The 16,260-nt window shown below is 46.7% G+C and carries 14 protein-coding genes; 13 read left to right on the plus strand and 1 reads right to left on the minus strand.

Going from position 1 to position 16,260, the window contains the following annotated elements; translation table 11 throughout:
- Positions 1-15 precede the first annotated feature (15 nt).
- Genes NSQ91_RS07165 through NSQ91_RS07220 form a run of 12 tightly spaced genes read left to right on the plus strand, consistent with a single transcriptional unit; the run spans position 16 to position 14,310 of the window.
- Positions 16-399 carry a holo-ACP synthase gene (locus NSQ91_RS07165; RefSeq protein ID WP_076125332.1) on the plus strand — a complete coding sequence of 128 codons (384 nt, stop codon included), beginning with the start codon at positions 16-18 and terminating at the stop codon, positions 397-399.
- Entirely contained in the window at positions 400-1,404 is a 1,005-nt protein-coding gene (locus NSQ91_RS07170) for a phosphate acyltransferase (protein ID WP_076125330.1), read from the plus strand.
- Positions 1,405-1,408: 4 nt separating this feature from the next.
- Positions 1,409-2,542 (plus strand): butyrate kinase, encoded by a 1,134-nt coding sequence (buk, locus tag NSQ91_RS07175; protein ID WP_076193519.1) that lies wholly within the window; start codon positions 1,409-1,411, stop codon positions 2,540-2,542.
- Positions 2,535-3,458, plus strand: coding sequence for an alpha/beta hydrolase (locus NSQ91_RS07180; protein WP_076125327.1), 924 nt, complete (start codon positions 2,535-2,537; stop codon positions 3,456-3,458). The genes buk and NSQ91_RS07180 overlap by 8 nt, the downstream gene beginning before the upstream one ends.
- Entirely contained in the window at positions 3,422-4,936 is a 1,515-nt protein-coding gene (locus NSQ91_RS07185; protein ID WP_217696513.1) for an FAD-dependent oxidoreductase, read from the plus strand. The genes NSQ91_RS07180 and NSQ91_RS07185 overlap by 37 nt, the downstream gene beginning before the upstream one ends.
- 3 nt (positions 4,937-4,939) lie before the next feature.
- Positions 4,940-7,078, plus strand: coding sequence for an FAD-dependent oxidoreductase (locus NSQ91_RS07190; RefSeq protein ID WP_081393540.1), 2,139 nt, complete (start codon positions 4,940-4,942; stop codon positions 7,076-7,078).
- 2 nt (positions 7,079-7,080) lie between these two features.
- A complete protein-coding gene (locus NSQ91_RS07195) occupies positions 7,081-8,442 on the plus strand; it encodes an NADH-ubiquinone oxidoreductase-F iron-sulfur binding region domain-containing protein (protein WP_076125325.1) in 1,362 nt (453 codons plus the stop codon).
- 50 nt (positions 8,443-8,492) lie between these two features.
- Positions 8,493-8,936 (plus strand): hypothetical protein, encoded by a 444-nt coding sequence (locus NSQ91_RS07200; protein ID WP_076125323.1) that lies wholly within the window; start codon positions 8,493-8,495, stop codon positions 8,934-8,936.
- A 40-nt stretch (positions 8,937-8,976) separates the two neighbouring features.
- Positions 8,977-9,945: a 2-keto-3-deoxygluconate permease gene (locus NSQ91_RS07205; protein WP_076125321.1), complete on the plus strand. Its 969-nt coding sequence runs from the start codon at positions 8,977-8,979 to the stop codon at positions 9,943-9,945.
- A gap of 10 nt (positions 9,946-9,955) precedes the next feature.
- On the plus strand, positions 9,956-10,921 hold the full coding sequence (locus NSQ91_RS07210; protein ID WP_076125319.1) for a flavodoxin family protein: 966 nt from the start codon (positions 9,956-9,958) through the stop codon (positions 10,919-10,921).
- Between the two features lie 45 nt (positions 10,922-10,966).
- Positions 10,967-11,977, plus strand: coding sequence for a 2-oxoacid:acceptor oxidoreductase family protein (locus NSQ91_RS07215; RefSeq protein ID WP_076125317.1), 1,011 nt, complete (start codon positions 10,967-10,969; stop codon positions 11,975-11,977).
- 26 nt (positions 11,978-12,003) lie between these two features.
- Positions 12,004-14,310, plus strand: a complete 2,307-nt coding sequence (locus tag NSQ91_RS07220) for a thiamine pyrophosphate-dependent enzyme (RefSeq protein WP_076125316.1) — start codon at positions 12,004-12,006, stop codon at positions 14,308-14,310.
- 325 nt (positions 14,311-14,635) lie between these two features.
- On the opposite strand, the gene NSQ91_RS07225 is transcribed toward NSQ91_RS07220, so the two are convergent.
- The gene (locus NSQ91_RS07225) at positions 14,636-15,067 is read right to left on the minus strand and encodes a hypothetical protein (RefSeq protein WP_076125314.1); all 432 of its coding nucleotides are present in this window, start codon (positions 15,065-15,067) and stop codon (positions 14,636-14,638) included.
- Positions 15,068-15,409: 342 nt separating this feature from the next.
- On the opposite strand from NSQ91_RS07225, the gene NSQ91_RS07230 reads away from it, so the two are divergent.
- Complete coding sequence (locus NSQ91_RS07230; RefSeq protein WP_076276587.1) at positions 15,410-16,147, plus strand: CPBP family intramembrane glutamic endopeptidase; 738 nt, start codon at positions 15,410-15,412, stop codon at positions 16,145-16,147.
- The last annotated feature ends 113 nt before the right edge of the window (positions 16,148-16,260 follow it).

The raw sequence follows: 16,260 nt of genomic DNA on the forward strand, positions 1-16,260 counted from the left end.
ATGGAGGAAAGTCCGATGATCGGTGTGGGGACAGATATCGTGAATTTTTCTCATCTGCGAGCCATTACGCTGGTGCAGGAAGATCCATTTATACAAAAAACATATACTCCGAATGAGATCGCGCAAGCTATAAGCCGTCCGGAGCCTTTTTATTACTATGTAACGCGGTTTGCCGGCAAGGAAGCGGTGTTCAAGTCTCTAGCTATCAGTGGCGAGGGAGTTAGTCTCAAAGAGATTGAAATCCTTAATGATGCCGAAGGGCGGCCTAATGTGATACTGCATGGGGAAATCGCCAAACGGGCGCTGCAAAGCTCATGTGCGCAAGTGAAAATTTCCCTTTCTTATGATACAGACTACGCGGTGGCCTTTGCCATAGCTGCAGATGGAAGGAGTATATAAATGAGCCTGCTGGAAACGCTCGAGCAAAAAGCACGTCTTCATCCCAAAAGGGTGGTTTTCCCGGAATGTGATAATGAAATGATTTTGAAAGCCGCCGCGGAGGTGGTCGCACGCAAGATAGGCCAACCTGTGCTAATTGGCAATTCAGAGAGTATCAGTGCGCGTGCGGTGGAACTTGGAATTTCGACTGAGGCATTCAGTTTCTTCAATAATTCGAATGAGCAGCAGTTAGAAGAACTCGCTGACGAATATACAGCACGTTTTGATGAGTTGAGCAGAAAAGCGGTCCTGCGCAAGGCAAAAGATCCAGTAAACTGTGCGATGCTGCTGGTTAAGACCGGCAGGGCTGATTGTGCAGCTGCTGGACGCGAGTATACTACGGCTGAGGTTATAGTGGCGGCTCAAAGCATTATCGGGATGCAGGAAAGCTTTAGCAGCATTTCAAGTCTTGGTATTGTGAATGTGCCGGGCTTTGAGGGTCCTGAAGGTCAGCTGCTTGCTATAGCTGATTGTGCGGTGAATGCCGCTCCCGATGCTGACGAACTTGCTGACATCGCCATATCCTCTGGATATACTGTCAAAACGCTGCTCGGCTGGGAGCCTCGTATTGCTATGCTTTCCTTTTCTACATGTGGCAGCACGGAGCATGAGAGTATTGATGTTATCCGCAAGGCAATCGATATTGTACATGGCAGAGTGCCGGACTTGAAGATCGATGGTGAATTTCAACTTGATGCAGCTATATCCCCAGGGGTGGCTGCAAACAAAGTGAAGCGTGAAAGTGATGTCGCTGGCAAGGCAAATGTGCTTATATTTCCAAATCTGCATGCCGGGAATATAGGTGTCAAGCTGATACAGCTTTTTGGTAAAGCCGATGCATATGGGCCTGTACTTCAAGGCTTTGCACAGCCGATCTGCGATTTTTCCCGCAGTGCTCCGCTTTCCGAAATGATGGGCAATATTATTATGCTAATTGTACGCGCACAGCATGGAAAGGAACTGTGAAGACATGGAAAGGATATATAAAATTTTTACGCTCAGCCCAGGCTCTACTTCAACAAAATTGGCGGTTTTTGAGAACAACACACAAGTATTCAAAGCGAATGTTGCCCATGACCCGGCAGTTCTAAAGACCTTTGCAACTATTGGCGACCAACTTCCTTACCGGCGCGAGACGATTCTATCGGAGTTATATAAGGCTAAAATCAGCCTTACTGCTATGGATGCTTACGCTGCGTACAGTGGAGGTTTGGAAAGCATGGTTGGTGGCATTTATCCGATTAATGAAGCCATTCTTAAGCATTCCCGGGAGGGAAGAACGGTCAAGCATCCGGCAATTCTCGGCGCACAGCTTATTCAAGCATTCTCGGATGAATTTGGCGGAGCACCTGCATATTTGGTCAACCCGCCTGATGTTGACGAATATGAGGAGCTGGCCCGTTTTACAGGGATAAGGGGCATTTATCGAGAGAGTAGAGTACATGTGCTCAATCAGAAAGAAGTCGCCATGCGGTATGCCAAAGAACTACGCAGACCGTATGAGGAATGCAACTTTATTGTGGCGCATGTGGGCGGGGGACTATCTGTTACTGCCCATAAGAAGGGAAGAATGGTAGACGGCAATGATGTACTAAATGGAGAAGGTCCTATGGCGCCGAATCGTTCTGGCTCAGTCCCTGCCGTCCCCATTATTGATATGTGCTTCTCCGGTGAATACACCCATCAGGAAATGATCCAGAAGATCAGCAAGACAGGAGGACTAGTCAGTCATCTCGGTACAGATAACACCATGGAGATCAAAAAAATAATTGCTAGCGGAAATACTTATGCGAAGCTTGTTTATGATGCTATGGCTTATCAGTTATGCAAAGCTGTCGGTGCTTGCGCAGCAGTTCTTCAAGGCCAAGTGGACGGGATCATTCTCACAGGCGGCGTCAGCAATGACCTCTATTTTACAGGTTTTGTGGAGCTATACTGTGGCTGGATCGCACCTGTTAAGGTGTACGGGGGTGATTTTGAAATGGAGGCACTTGCGGCAGGCACTGTGCGTGCTCTGAACGGTGAAGAAGAAACCAAAGTGTATACGGGTTATCCCGTATGGGAAGGTTTCAACAGAACAGAAACAGGAAAATCAAATGGATGATTTCTTGCAAAGCTTCATTAAAATCATACCCTCCATTCGTGCATCTGAAAGAATGGTCCTGTTGTCACAGCATATTCATGGAGAGCGGCTGGAAATACCTTGCGGTGAAAGCCACAGTGTTGAAGTTTGGTTGCATCGTGCCCAGCGGCAAAACTCGCCAGTACTTTTTGAGCTGCATGGCGGGGGGCTAGTGCTTGGCGATGCTGCCAAGGATGATAACCTGTGCGAGGAAGTCAGAACTCTTATTGGCTGTCACGTAGTAGGGATAAATTACCGCAAAGCTCCTGAGAATCCTTACCCTGCAGCGCTAGATGACGTCTGTGGAGTAATGAAGTGGTTTGCCGAAAATGCTGAAAGCTTCAGTATGGACCCTTCACGGTTTGCAGTTATGGGATTCAGTGGAGGGGCGACTCTTGCTACAGCCGCATCAATGAAGGCAAGGGAACAGGATCGCTACTCTATTTGCTGCCAGATTTTGCATTACCCCTATCTTGATGCCGTAACTGATCCGGCAGCGAAGGAGCGCTGTTTGTCCGATATGGCCCCAGAGTTGATGAAAGCGTTTACTTTTCTATATTCAAGTGAGGAGCAACGGAAGGAACCCTATGTATCACCGCTCCATGCGCCTGAACGGTTCATTACTAATATGCCGCCGGTCATTATAGTACTTGCCGAGTGTGATGCGTTGTGCTATGAAGGCGAACAATATGCAATTCGTTTGTCCAGGGCAGGCGTTCCAGTCTTTATACGGCAGATGCAAGCTGCGCACCATGGCTATATAGAAGATGCTTTTAATAGTGCCTGTTATAACGAACTTCCCATAGATACAAAAGAAACCCATGCAATCAACTTCCGTGAGCTGGCAAATGAGGCGGTGGAATGGAGTGCGCAATGGTTAAGGATGTATTTAAATTAATGTTTCTAGGAAAGGAACTTTATATGAGACGGATCGAGACAGAAATAGTTGTAATTGCCGCAGGACCTTCCGGATTGGCAGCCGCTGCGCAAGCTGCTGAGAACGGAGCGAGGGTAGTAGTGCTGGAGAAAAACAGTACGGTAGGTGGCGCAGCAAATATGGGGATGGGACCTCTGGGGATAGGTACGCGGCAGCAAAAATCCATGATGGTAGATATCAGTGTAGAACGGGCCTTCAAAATGTTTATGGAATATACGCATTGGCGCGTAGATGCCACTCTTGTGAAAAGGTATTTTGAAAATTCCGCCAATACCATTACCTGGCTAGAAGAGATGGGCGTCCAGTTTGCTGGCGCATACAAATATTTTCCGAAATCTGAGCAGACCTGGCATATCGTAGCAGTGAACGGTGGCATTGGCCGCAATGGCGGTGCCATCATGAATAAAGCAATCATGGAATACGCACGTGAGCATGGGGTTGAGTTTTATCTTGAATCCCCTGCTCAGCGTATTCTTACAGATGGACAGGGCAAGGTCTGCGCAGTTATTGGCAGAGGGCCTGATGGTGAAGAAACTGAGTTCCGATGCAAGGCTGTTGTTGTAGCTACGGGAGGTGCAGGTGATAATCCAGAGATGATTAAGGAGCGCACCGGCTATAGCTACAAGGAGGATATGTTCAATTTTGCAATACCCGGACTCAAGGGTGACGGAATTCGTATGGCCTGCGAGGCAGGGGCTGCGACAACCGATATGACTGTTGAAATGATCTACATTCTGCCACATTCGGATACCGGTCCGGATAGTGTGCCTGCCGTACTGATGCAACCTAACCTGATGGTGAATCAACTCGGCAAACGTTTTATTAATGAGGAAGAAATGCAGAACAATACCTTCACCGGCAACGCCATCGCTATTCAAAAAGGGCGTGTAGGTTATTCCATTATTGATTCCACTATTCTAAAGGGGTATAAGCGCAATGGTCTTGATGTCATAAACTTTGTGCATGACCCGGATGATGTCAGTGATTTTGATGAGGTCGTAGAGGATTACATCCTTCAGGGCAATCCGGACATTATCAAAGCAGACAGCATTGAGGAGCTAGCTGAAAAACTTGGGATCGTTCCAGAGGCTTTGCTCGATACAGTTGATGAATACAACGATATGTGTGATAGAAGTGATGAGCTCTTCTTCAAAAACAAGACTTATATGAAGCCTGTTGTGAAGGCACCCTTCTATGCCGGATGCTTTCGTCCCAGCGCGTATGGCACACTTGGCGGTATAAAAATAAACGATAGAGCAGAAGTGCTGGATAAGGAATGGTTGCCTGTACCCGGTCTGTACGCTGCCGGTACAGATACCTGTACCATTTACGGGGACAGCTATATGTTTCTTTTACCCGGAAACACGATGGGTTATTGCTTGAATACGGGACGTTTTGCTGGTGAAAGTGCCGCTGAATATGTGAGAGCAGAGGAATAAACGATGAAGGACGAACAAGTGACACTGGTGATTGACGGAAAGACCGTATCTGTGCGTACAGGTGGAACGATTCTAGAAGCTGCACTATCAAACGGTATCTATATCCCGAACCTCTGTTACCATGAGAATCTTCGTCACACTGCCTCCTGCCGACTCTGCATGGTGCGTCAGGAAGGGAAAAAGGGTGTCGTGGCTGCCTGTGCTGTAAAGGCGGAAGAAGGAATGGTCATTGACAGTAAGGATGCTCTCGCTGAAAACGTACGAAAGCTTTCTGTTGATTTAATGTTCAAAACACATCCAAGTGAGTGTACAGGCTGTCCAAAATTCGGACACTGCCAGTTCCAATCCATTTCCCAATTTGTCGGAGATACGGGGCGCCGCCTCCGGGCCAACCCGATCCGTATTGCTGAGGATGTCAGGAACCCGATTATTCTTCATGAAATGACCCGCTGTATTCTATGTGGAAGATGTGTGCGTGCATGTGAAGAGATGCGGGGTGTGGGAGCTATCCGCTTTGAGAAGGTTCAGGGCCGGTTGCAGGTTGTAGTAGATGGTAATTCCCTGCAGGATGCAGATTGCCGCTTTTGCAGTGCTTGTGTAGAGGTATGCCCCACAGGAGCTATTCGTGAACACGAGGCCATTACGCAGAAGATGACTGGAAAGTCCCGTACAGATGCCCTGGTTCCATGCCGGGCGGCTTGTCCTGCCCATATTGATATACCCAAATATCTGCGGTTCATACGGGAAAAAAATTATCCGGCTGCGGCTGCCGTCATGCGCGAAAAAGTACCGTTTCCCCACGCGCTCGGGTACATATGCACCCATCGCTGCGAATTGGAGTGTAAACGTAATTTTCTCAATGAACCGGTGGCCATACGTGACCTGAAACGCCATGCCTGCGAGCATGATGACGGTAGTTGGAAAACTCGTTCTTTCCAAAAATCGGCCACTGGCAAAAAGGTCGCTATTATTGGTGCAGGTCCTGCTGGTCTGACGGCAGCCATGTACCTTGCAAAGCTAGGTCATGAGGTAACTATTTATGAAGAACGCCAAAAGGCTGGCGGTATGATGCAATACGGGATTCCACAGTATCGTCTTCCCCGGGAGATCGTTGACCGAGAAATCGGCATGATCCTGGAGTTGGGTGTGAAATTACAGACCGGTGTTCGGATTGAATTTCCTGCCTCCCTGATCTCAGAAGGATTTGACGCTGTTTTGGTAGCCGTAGGGGCTCATAAGGGAGCGCGTCTGCCACTGAAGGGCGCCGGGCTGGAAGGCGTATATACGAATATTGAATTTCTGCGCCAGACGGCAGAGGGGGAGGCTCCGACTGTCGGTAAGAACGTAATTATTCTGGGTGGGGGAAACGTTGCCTTGGACTGTGCAGGAATCGCAAAACGGTTTGGCGCGGAAACCGTTCATCTGGCTTGCCTTGAAAGCCGAAATAAGATGACCGCATCTCCTGAAGAGCTTCGCTGGGCTGAAGAAGAGGGAGTGCTGGTGCATAACAGCCGAACGTTTCTCGCCATTAACGGCAGCGGCGACGGTAAAGTGAACGGGCTGCGGATGGCAGAAGTGAAAGGCTTCCAGTTTGATGAGAATGGCAGGAGTGTCATTGATCTTATACCTGGCAGCGAAACGATACTCCCGGTTGATACAGTGATTTTTGCAGTAGGTCAAGGACCTGATTTGGCAGAGGGCTGTGGGTTAGCCCTTGGTCGTGGCAGCCGCATTGTTGTCGAAGCGAATAGCTGTGCTTCAAGCATTCCCGGTATTTTCGCAGCCGGAGACTGTGTAACAGGCACAGATTCAGTTATTCGTGCCATAGCAGGTGCGCGCCTGGCTGCTTCAGAGATGGACCGGTTTCTCGGCGGGGACGGCAATATTGAGGAAAATCTTTCACCGGAGCAGGCGGTTTGCCCGAGAATTGGTGCAATTAAAGGCATGAGTGATAGAAAGCGAAAGAAAACACAGATTGTTGCACCAGAGGAGCGTTGCCAATGCTTTGATCCGATGGATCTGGGTTATTCTGAAGCGCAAGTACCGGATGAGGCGCAACGTTGTCTGCAGTGTGATCTGCGACTAGAAATAGCTGCGCAAAAATTTTGGAATGATTATTCGAGTGTTGCCAGAGGTGAATAAAGATGCCACATGAAGTCAGCCGAACTCCCCATTTTCTGTCGCCTTTCCCGAATGCTGAAGAGCCTGCTATTCAGGAGCTTTTGGAGAATAGGCTAGCAATTTCAGCTTCGGACGCGGCAGTAAGAATTAGAGCACTTGCATTGACGGATAAACAAGGAGTGCTTCTCGATGAACGTTTATCCGCAATCAATCCAGATGACGGGAGACCCGTATTAATCTGCTCTCTCGCACAGGAGTTAGATGGATTCACGGACTTTATTCTTGCGCATGTCGCGAGTCGAATAGCAGCAGGGCTGGCAATGGCTGCAAAGATTTGCATGGATTGTGAGATTCTGATCTATGCCGAGACAGAGGCGCAAGCTGAGATGTTGGCGGCACCGCTGCGTGAGATAGCTCCGGCCTCGCTTATATCAGTGAAGTACGGACCGGCTTCTCCTGTCCTGCGGGAAGAAACAGCATTATACAATGCCATAGACAATGGTGTAATACGTTGTGACTTATGGGTGAAAAGCTTCAGTGCCGAAGGCTGGCAAGGGAGACCTACCTTCCTGCTGGATGTGGAGACTGCGTACTGGATTTACGAAGGTGTAAGCAGTTCCCGCCGTCAGGAGAAATTAATAATGATTACAACAGATGAGAGAACCAGGGTTGTGGCAGTTGCACTTGGCACCCCTGTGTCTGCTCTGTTAGAGGAGCTTGAACTTGCGCCAGCCAAGCCCCTGCTGCTGGGTGGCATGCTCGGGCACTTCGCATCGGCTCCGGCCTTAACTTCGGAATTCATAAGCTATGATTCTGTTTATGACAGTATCCGAATCTTTACCGACAAGCACTGTATGGCAACTATCGCCAAAGGGTTACTTAGCGCTGCAGCGGAGACATCCTGTGGAAAATGTGTGATTTGCCGTGAGGGGAGCTGGCAACTCAAAGCAGTCTTCACTGATGTTACCGAAGGGCGCGCAAAAAAAGAGGATCTTGATTTAGTAACAGATATTGGCGAATTAATCGGAGCAGGATCTTTTTGCGCATTTGGAAGAAATATGGTGGGGCCGGCGTTATCTGCTGTTGCCTGCTCCCGTCTTGATCTTGAAGCCCATATTGTACGCAAGACCTGTCCGGCTTCGGTGTGTACCCATTTTCTTGCCTATGTCATTGATCCGAAATTATGCAGCGGCTGCGGGGAATGTCTTGATGTCTGCCCGGAAAATGCAATCCAAGGGAAATCAGGCTATATCCATATGATCGATCCGGCGATTTGTGAAAAATGCGGAAGGTGTACGGAAGTCTGTGAAGAGAATGCGATTGTCACTGCATCTGGTCGCATCCGTGTCCCCAAACAGCTGACCAGGGTGGGCAGATTCAAGTAAGTAACAGAAAAATGGAAAGAGCATGCCATATCGGCTGCGGGTGCAGGAAAATGAGTAAGACATATTCTTTGTATTTTAAGCTTGTGTTGAATCTTCCCTCTGCGGCGGCGATGTCGCTTGCAGCTTCCCTGATGAATGAGGGGATTAATGGACGAACATGGGTGTTCACCCTGGTTGGTTTCTCGCTGGCTTGTCTTATTAACGATTTTATTCCCTTGATGAGGATTAGCGACTGGTTTACGGGGCTTTTTGCTCTAAAGAAGGATTTACTGGCGGGTCAATGTGTCGGCTGTCTGCTAATAAACTTCATTCCTGTAACTGTAATCAGCGGAGTGATGGCTCTGCTTGGCACATCAAACCTGTCAGGCTTTCTCACCTCATTTACTGGGAATTATCCGGTGCTTTATTTGGTTTCCTATCTAATGACCATGATCATGACACCTCTAGCCAAAGCTGCCGGGAATAAAGCATGCGCAAGAGTAACAGTCAGATAGAGGAAGGACACGATTACTTGGAAGAAGGGAATCGCCGTACATGAAAATATTAGAGAGAATACAGGGAATATCAGGCGGAATGATGCTGCTTCCTATGGGAATCGCTGCAATAATGCATACTTTTTATCCGAGAACCTTGATGGTTGGCAATCCGTCCACTGCTGTATTTTCGAATGCGGGAACGATGACGATCGTGGGAATTCTGCTAGTATTCTGTGGTATTCAGTTCAAACCTCAACAGCTTGTGACAACTCTGCGGCGGGGCGGCATACTAGTTGCGGTAAAACTTGTTCTTAGTGTTGTTTTTGGGATCGTTGTTATGAAGCTTTTCGGTTTGGCGGGTTTTGGAGGAATCTCTACCCTGGCACTTGTGGCTTGCATCACTAGTTGCAATCCCGGCATGTACCTTGCGCTGATGGAGAATTATGGTGATGACACTGACATTTCTGCGTTTGCTCTGCTGAACCTTATCGGGCTACCGTTCATACCCGTCTGTATTCTTGGTTTCTCTTCCGGAAATGGGATTGACGCTCGAAGCATCATGGCTACTTTAATTCCGTTTGTAGTCGGATTTCTTCTGGGTATGTTTGATCCTGCTGTTCGTAATTTTTCCAAATCAGGGACCTCACTTATGGTGCCTTTTCTGGGGTTTTGCCTTGGGGCGAATATCGATCTCAAGAGCGCACTCAGCTCATGTGGGCTGGGGCTGATTTTGTTCTTGATCTTTACCTTGATTAATAACATCCCCATGTTGTTAGTTGACCGATTCTGTCTGAAACAAGACGGGCATGCTTCTGCGGCGATTTGTTGTGTAGCCGGGTTATCCATAACGGTACCTCAACTTATGGCAGAGGTCGATCAGGCATATCTGCCTTATGTTGAGAGTGCCCGCGCACAAATTGCATTCGCAGTTGTTGCCAGTGCAATTGTCACTCCAGTTCTTGTGAAAAAGCTGAAACGATCTCGTGGATCAGTTTCTGAAAATATGCTTAACAAATTCGAATTGTAGGAGGCTACTAATGAAAATTTTAGGGATCAGTTGCGGAAGAAGAATGAGCAATTCAGAAATCCTTGTTAAAGAAGCTTTAATGGGTGCTGAGGAGCTTGGTGCCGAAGTAGAACTTGTGCGTCTTAATGATTTACATATTAAACCTTGCACCGGTTGTAATGCTTGTGTAGTGAGTCTGCTTGAAAAGTGTGGCTCAGGAGACTGTGTGATAAAGAATGATGACTATGGATTTATTGATGAAAAATTAATGGAATGCGACGGATTAATCTTGAGCTCAGCCATTTATGAAAAGAGTCCTAACGGATTATTGAAGATTCTGAATGACCGGATGGGGCCTTCTCATGACATTGCTTTCCGGATGATTGCCAAGAAGCAACGCGAGGAAAGAGGGATTACTACCGGCAAAGGCCCGGATGAAAGAAGCTTTAAAACAAGAGTAGCTTCTCTTATTGCTGTAGGAGGAAGTGAGTGGGACACACTCGCATTGCCGATGCTCCACCTTTTTACGTTGCCGATGCAAATTAATGTAATAGATAAAATGCTGGTCAATTGGGTTGGCTTACCTGGAGCAGTTGTGTTCAGGGAGGAAGAACTTAAGAGAGCAAGACAATCCGGTCGTCATGTGGCCGAAACACTCATGAATCCAGATACGGAAGCGAAGTATATTGGCGAACCTGGTTTATGTCCAATCTGTCATTCCAAACTCATAGAAATCAGAAATCATGATGATAATTACCCAGCAATATGTGGAATTTGCGGGGTCAGGGGGACTCTGGAGGTGGAAGACGGTAAAGTAAGATTTGATATCGCCGAGGAAGATAGAGCACATTCCCATGTTCTAATCTCCGGAAAGCTTGGCCACGCAGATGAATTATATCAAGTTTCTTTAAAACGTAATCCAAAGGCTGACGAATTGCCTGAACGGTTGAAGAAGTACAAAAATTATTTAGCTTATTCCAGACCTGAACGGGATTAATGCTCGCAAGAGTATTACTAGTCTTCTAGTGAAAGGAGTTCATTTATGATTGAATTACCACGAATTAACGATCTCGGATTTTTTGAAATTCGACTGGAGTCTATTGGAGGCTTGGGAGCTAACCTGGCGGGTAAAATGCTCGCAGAAGCGGGAGTCGTCGGAGCGGGGCTGAACGGCGTAAGCTTCTCGTCTTATGGATCAGAGAAAAAGGGCTCTGCTGTAAAGGCCCACATCCGCTTCTGTGATTTAAACACGCATATCCGTGATACTTCGCCGGTAGAGCGTCCCCATGTGGTTGGGGTGTTCCACGAAGCGCTTGTCAAGACCGTTAATGTCACCAGCGGGATTAATGAAGACAGCACTGTTCTTGTGAACTCGGCCAAGACGCCGGAAGAACTCAAAGAGCTGCTGAAGATGAAAGCCGGAACCATTGCTGTGATCGACGCGACAAGCATCGCACTGAAAGAGAAAAACCGTGTAAACATGGCGATGCTGGGTGCCCTGTTCCGGCTCTGCCCATTCCTGGTTGCTGAAACGATGAAGGGCGTTATTGAGAAATCGCTCGGCAAAAAATATCCGCAGGCTGTACAATCGGCTATTACGACTTTTGAGCGCGGCTACAATGAAGTGAAGTTTATGCACTTCGAGCTGGAGGCAGGGGACAGCATGCCTGAATATGTGCGTTCCGACATTTCGCCGTTTGGCTATGAAACTCAGCCTATAGGCGGTACGATCATCAATCCGGGAAGTAGCTTCCTCAAGAACCTGAGCATTTCCCGTTCCGGAATGATTCCGGCTTATGAAAATGAGTCCTGCATTAACTGTGCACAGTGTGACACCGTCTGCCCTGACCAGTGTTTTGTGTGGGAAGAACGGCTTGACCGCAAGGGGCGCTCACAGATGTTCCTGCGGGGCATCGATTATCAATATTGCAAGGGTTGCCTGAAATGCGTAGGCGCCTGCCCGACCTCGGCACTCTCAAGCATGCGCGAGAAGGAAGGCTATGCCGACAGCCATACAGTGCATCATCCATTCGATCTCATCACGCAAGCGTAAATCTGGTTAGAAAGGCGGAATGAACAATGGCTATTGATTATGAAAAAGAAATAGGTTCTGCCAAAGTAGAACAGAAATTCCTATATGAATCAGGCAATGAGATGGCGGCCTATGCTGCGCATCAGATCAACTATCATGTCATGGGGTATTTCCCGATCTCGCCATCGACAGAGGTTGCCCAATTCCTCGATACGATGAAAGCCAGCGGCCAGCATGACATTATGCTCGTGCCCTCAGATGGTGAGCACAGCTCGGCAGGTATCTGTTATGGCGCTTCTACAGCCGGCGGACGCGTATTTAACGCCACCAGTGCGCAAGGCTACATGTACATGCTTGAGCAGCTGCCTGTACAAGCCGGTACGCGGATGCCCATGGTTATGAACCTGATTTGCCGCTCCATCTCCGGACCGCTGAACATTCACGGGGACCACTCCGATTTGTATTTTGCACTCAATACCGGCTGGCCGATTCTGATGTGCCGTGACCCGCAGTCGGTCTACGACATGAATCTGATGGCACTGAAGCTGGCTGAGCATGTCAAAGTCCGCCTGCCGGTTATGGTAGCTTCGGACGGATATTTCACTTCTCACCAGAAGCGCCGCGTACAGGCTTTTGCGCACCGCGCAGATGTGCATAAATTCGTAGGCGAACAGCCGCCAGCCGGCTCAACCGATACCCTTGACCGCAACAATCCGGTTACTGTTGGTCCTTACATGAATGAACCGGATTATATCAATAATCGCTATCAGCAGTCTGTGGCCATGTACAATGCCGGTGAAGTGTTCGAAGAGATCGCTCAGGAATTTGCTGATCTGACCGGACGCCATTATGAGGTGATTGAGCAGTACCGGATGGGGGATGCCGATGTGGCTGTCTTCCTGATGAATTCCGCGTCCGAGATCATTAAGGATGTTGTGGATCAGTTGCGACTGCAGGGAGTCAAAGCCGGAGCGATTTCACCGAACATGATCCGTCCGTTCCCGCAGAAGCAGATCGCGGAAGCACTGAAGAATGTCAAAGCCATTACTGTTGGTGACCGTGCGGATTCCTTCGGCGGACACGGCGGCAACATGGTTAACGAAATCAAAGCAGCGCTGTTCACTTACGGGAATACAACGACTAAAGTCATCAGCCGGATTTACGGATTAGGCGGAAAGGACTTCTATGCTGAAGATGGCCATCATTTCTTCCAGCTGGCGTTGGATGCTGTTGTTGCTGACCGTGTTGAAGTACCGTTTGATTACTACGGCCACAATCCTGGTGAACCGGAAAAGGCACCGCAGCGCCTGCTTAAGCCGATGAATTTCGATTTGTTGAAGACGGGCCTCATTACTGTTACTAAAAATGAAGAAACCGGAAAGCTGGCCGTGAAGATTCCCCCGATCCGCAGTTTGATGAAGAAACCAAGACGCCTGGCTCCGGGTCACGGCACATGCCCGGGCTGCGGGATTTTCTCGGGTCTTGAGCTGTTCTTCAGGGGAATTGAAGGAGATATCGTTGCGCTGTACCATACAGGATGCGCAATGGTTACAACAACCGGCTATCCTTATTCGTCGCACAAGTCAACGTTCATCCATAACCTTTTCCAGAACGGTGCGGCTACGTTGTCCGGGGTGGTAGAAATGTTCTGGGAACGCAAACGCCGCGGAGAGCTGGATGGACTGGGCCTGAGGAATGACTTTACTTTCGTTATGGTAACAGGCGACGGAGGTATGGATATCGGGATGGGACCAGCCATTGGTGCTGCACTGCGCGGACATAAAATGATTATCATCGAGTATGATAATGAAGGTTATATGAACACTGGTGCACAGCAGTCTTATTCAACACCGCTCGGTCACCGGACTTCTACTTCAAGCATCGGCAAGACCCAGCAGGGTAAAGTTACCCAGCATAAAGATACTGCCCAGATCATGGCAGCCACTAATATTCCTTATGTATTCACCGGCTGTGAAGCCTACCCGCAGGATCTGCTCAAAAAAGCAGCTAAGGCCCAATGGTACGCGCAGAATGAAGGTCTGGTCTACGGCAAGATTCTGATTGCCTGCCCGTTGAATTGGATGACCGAAGACAAGGATGGGACGGATATTGTATCCTTGGCGGTGGAATCCTGCTTCTTCCCGCTGTATGAAGTGGAACAAGGCACAACGACCATTACGTACAATCCGGAGAACAAGGACAAACGTATTGAAGTCTCTGCCTGGCTGAAGACGATGGGTAAGACCCGCCATCTGCTCAAGCCTGAGAACGAACCGGCTCTGCGCAGCTTTGAGAGCGAAGTTCAGCGCCGCTGGAGTCGTCTCAAAGCGAAACACGAGCATTCTGAATTGTAAATATAGTTTTTTAAACATTACACTTATCGATATTTTGATTCGGAAGTGGATGATTTGCTCAAGGGAGTATATCTGAAGATCGAGAAGAGCGGATACAGCGGGAGATAGCGAAGGAGCTGGGGATCTCACGGAGTTATGTTTCGAGAGTGAATTTAAGAAACAAAGTCTGGGAATAGATTAATACCTGTGAGGACAGGGGATTCGTCGGTTTACGTTACTTTATTTATATAGTGTAGAAGTTAAAAATCATGATAAAAAGGCAACTTATCTGCGGATAAGTTGCTTTTTGGCGATACGTCATTCTTTAGCTAATTCGGCTCTTTTATTATTCAGAGCGGTTCTGCTCAATCATTAGATTGTACCTCTTCACAAGCAGCTTGTTGAAAAAATAAAAACATAACCCGTTAAGCAATCCTATTACGGTTGAACTGAATGCCGAGATTAGATATCCTTCATTTTCTACATTTGAAACAAGGTTAATGACAATAATTGAAAGAATTAGACTGAAAGCAAAACCTCCCAAGGAGAAATATAACAAATTGAGTAGAAAAACTCCTCTTCGCTTCTTAATCAAGCTTTCAATAAAATCATTTAAATAGATAATAAGTAAAATACCATAAACTAATAATAGGGCAATAAGCCCATAGAAACCAGCAGGTGGTGGCTTATCCGCAAGAGCAAAAAAGATGACAGTCCAAAAAAAGAAGAATGTGAAGAAATTTATCGTTTTAATTTTTTTTAACAGCTTCAGGTCCATAACATTGGTAAACCTCGCTTTTTAGTTTTTTAACAAGAGAACTGTTTATTCTATTATTACCTGTCTATTTTATCAAAACAACATAATTATTTCTGAAATAGATTCATTTTTTTTATACATTTTCATGAATTTGCAAAATTAAGTGATGAATTAATTTCAGTTTATTCAAAACTTGTGTAAATATTGTAATTCTTTTCTGAAAAAAATGTAAATGTTTCAGAAAAAAATGGGAGTATAGTGTGATAGTACAAAAAACAGCTGACTGTATTTCTATTCTCCGCATCATTGGTTTTAGTATTCAGAGAGTATAGCTTTTCATTATTTTCAGGAAGGATTTGATTAATGATGAGTAAAAGTAATTTTTTTAGATTTGAGCGTAAAAATGATGATTTTCCGTTCTACAGTGAACTGCAATCCCCTACTCTAAATTTGAAAACCAGCCTAATATTTCTGATAGCTGTTGCTGCAGGTTTTGCATTGTTTCTTATTGGGTTTGGAGGTACTTATGGACATCCTTTTATAAATGTGATTTTCCCATTAGCAGCAGTTATCTTTGTTGCACGGAGTCAGTGGACATTACTTTTCAGAAAATTAGTTGCTAAAGATATTATATTAATTCTTGGGACGTACATTGTAAATCTTATTGTGACCTATGGTGTTGGTTTTATTATTACGAAATTATTTAATTTTAGTGCAAATCCAGTGAGTGAAGGATTCAATGGTAATTTTTCCGATACAATTACGACGTTCCTGACAATGCTCCCGATGCTTTTTGGAGAAGAATTAATAACGATCCTTCCATTCTTAGTCATTTTGTACTTAGGAGTAAAAAAACTTAAACTGAACAGAAAGTCTGCGATTATCTTAGCGTGGATTGTAGTATCCATTATTTTTGGCGCATACCATTTACCAACTTATAATTGGAATATTGCACAAGCCATTCTCGGTATCGGCATTGTACGGATTGTTCTGCTCTATCCATACATTAAGACTAAAAACATTTGGACATCGTTTATAGTGCATGTGCTAAATGACTGGACACTTTTTGGATTTGCCTTAATGGTTTCAATGCATCATTGATTAGCGAATTCCATGTAAAAATTGTAATCATTTTCTGAAAATACTGTAAACCATCCGGGAAATAACGGGATTATAGTGTGATAGTAAGAAAATGACTAAAAGGGGATCTTCAA

It is taken from the genome of Paenibacillus sp. FSL R7-0048 (genome assembly GCF_038004505.1).
In the GTDB taxonomy this organism is placed as follows: Bacteria; Bacillota; Bacilli; order Paenibacillales; family Paenibacillaceae; genus Paenibacillus_AQ; species Paenibacillus_AQ odorifer.

What these genes read in the sequence shown, in the direction of transcription:
- NSQ91_RS07165 (WP_076125332.1), top strand. Translation starts at nt 16, where the DNA reads ATGATCGGTGTGGGGACAGATATCGTGAATTTTTCTCATCTGCGAGCC.
- NSQ91_RS07170 (WP_076125330.1), top strand. Translation starts at nt 400, where the DNA reads ATGAGCCTGCTGGAAACGCTCGAGCAAAAAGCACGTCTTCATCCCAAA.
- buk (WP_076193519.1), top strand. Translation starts at nt 1,409, where the DNA reads ATGGAAAGGATATATAAAATTTTTACGCTCAGCCCAGGCTCTACTTCA.
- NSQ91_RS07180 (WP_076125327.1), top strand. Translation starts at nt 2,535, where the DNA reads ATGGATGATTTCTTGCAAAGCTTCATTAAAATCATACCCTCCATTCGT.
- NSQ91_RS07185 (WP_217696513.1), top strand. Translation starts at nt 3,422, where the DNA reads ATGGAGTGCGCAATGGTTAAGGATGTATTTAAATTAATGTTTCTAGGA.
- NSQ91_RS07190 (WP_081393540.1), top strand. Translation starts at nt 4,940, where the DNA reads ATGAAGGACGAACAAGTGACACTGGTGATTGACGGAAAGACCGTATCT.
- NSQ91_RS07195 (WP_076125325.1), top strand. Translation starts at nt 7,081, where the DNA reads ATGCCACATGAAGTCAGCCGAACTCCCCATTTTCTGTCGCCTTTCCCG.
- NSQ91_RS07200 (WP_076125323.1), top strand. Translation starts at nt 8,493, where the DNA reads ATGAGTAAGACATATTCTTTGTATTTTAAGCTTGTGTTGAATCTTCCC.
- NSQ91_RS07205 (WP_076125321.1), top strand. Translation starts at nt 8,977, where the DNA reads ATGAAAATATTAGAGAGAATACAGGGAATATCAGGCGGAATGATGCTG.
- NSQ91_RS07210 (WP_076125319.1), top strand. Translation starts at nt 9,956, where the DNA reads ATGAAAATTTTAGGGATCAGTTGCGGAAGAAGAATGAGCAATTCAGAA.
- NSQ91_RS07215 (WP_076125317.1), top strand. Translation starts at nt 10,967, where the DNA reads ATGATTGAATTACCACGAATTAACGATCTCGGATTTTTTGAAATTCGA.
- NSQ91_RS07220 (WP_076125316.1), top strand. Translation starts at nt 12,004, where the DNA reads ATGGCTATTGATTATGAAAAAGAAATAGGTTCTGCCAAAGTAGAACAG.
- NSQ91_RS07225 (WP_076125314.1), bottom strand. Translation starts at nt 15,067, where the DNA reads ATGGACCTGAAGCTGTTAAAAAAAATTAAAACGATAAATTTCTTCACA.
- NSQ91_RS07230 (WP_076276587.1), top strand. Translation starts at nt 15,410, where the DNA reads ATGATGAGTAAAAGTAATTTTTTTAGATTTGAGCGTAAAAATGATGAT.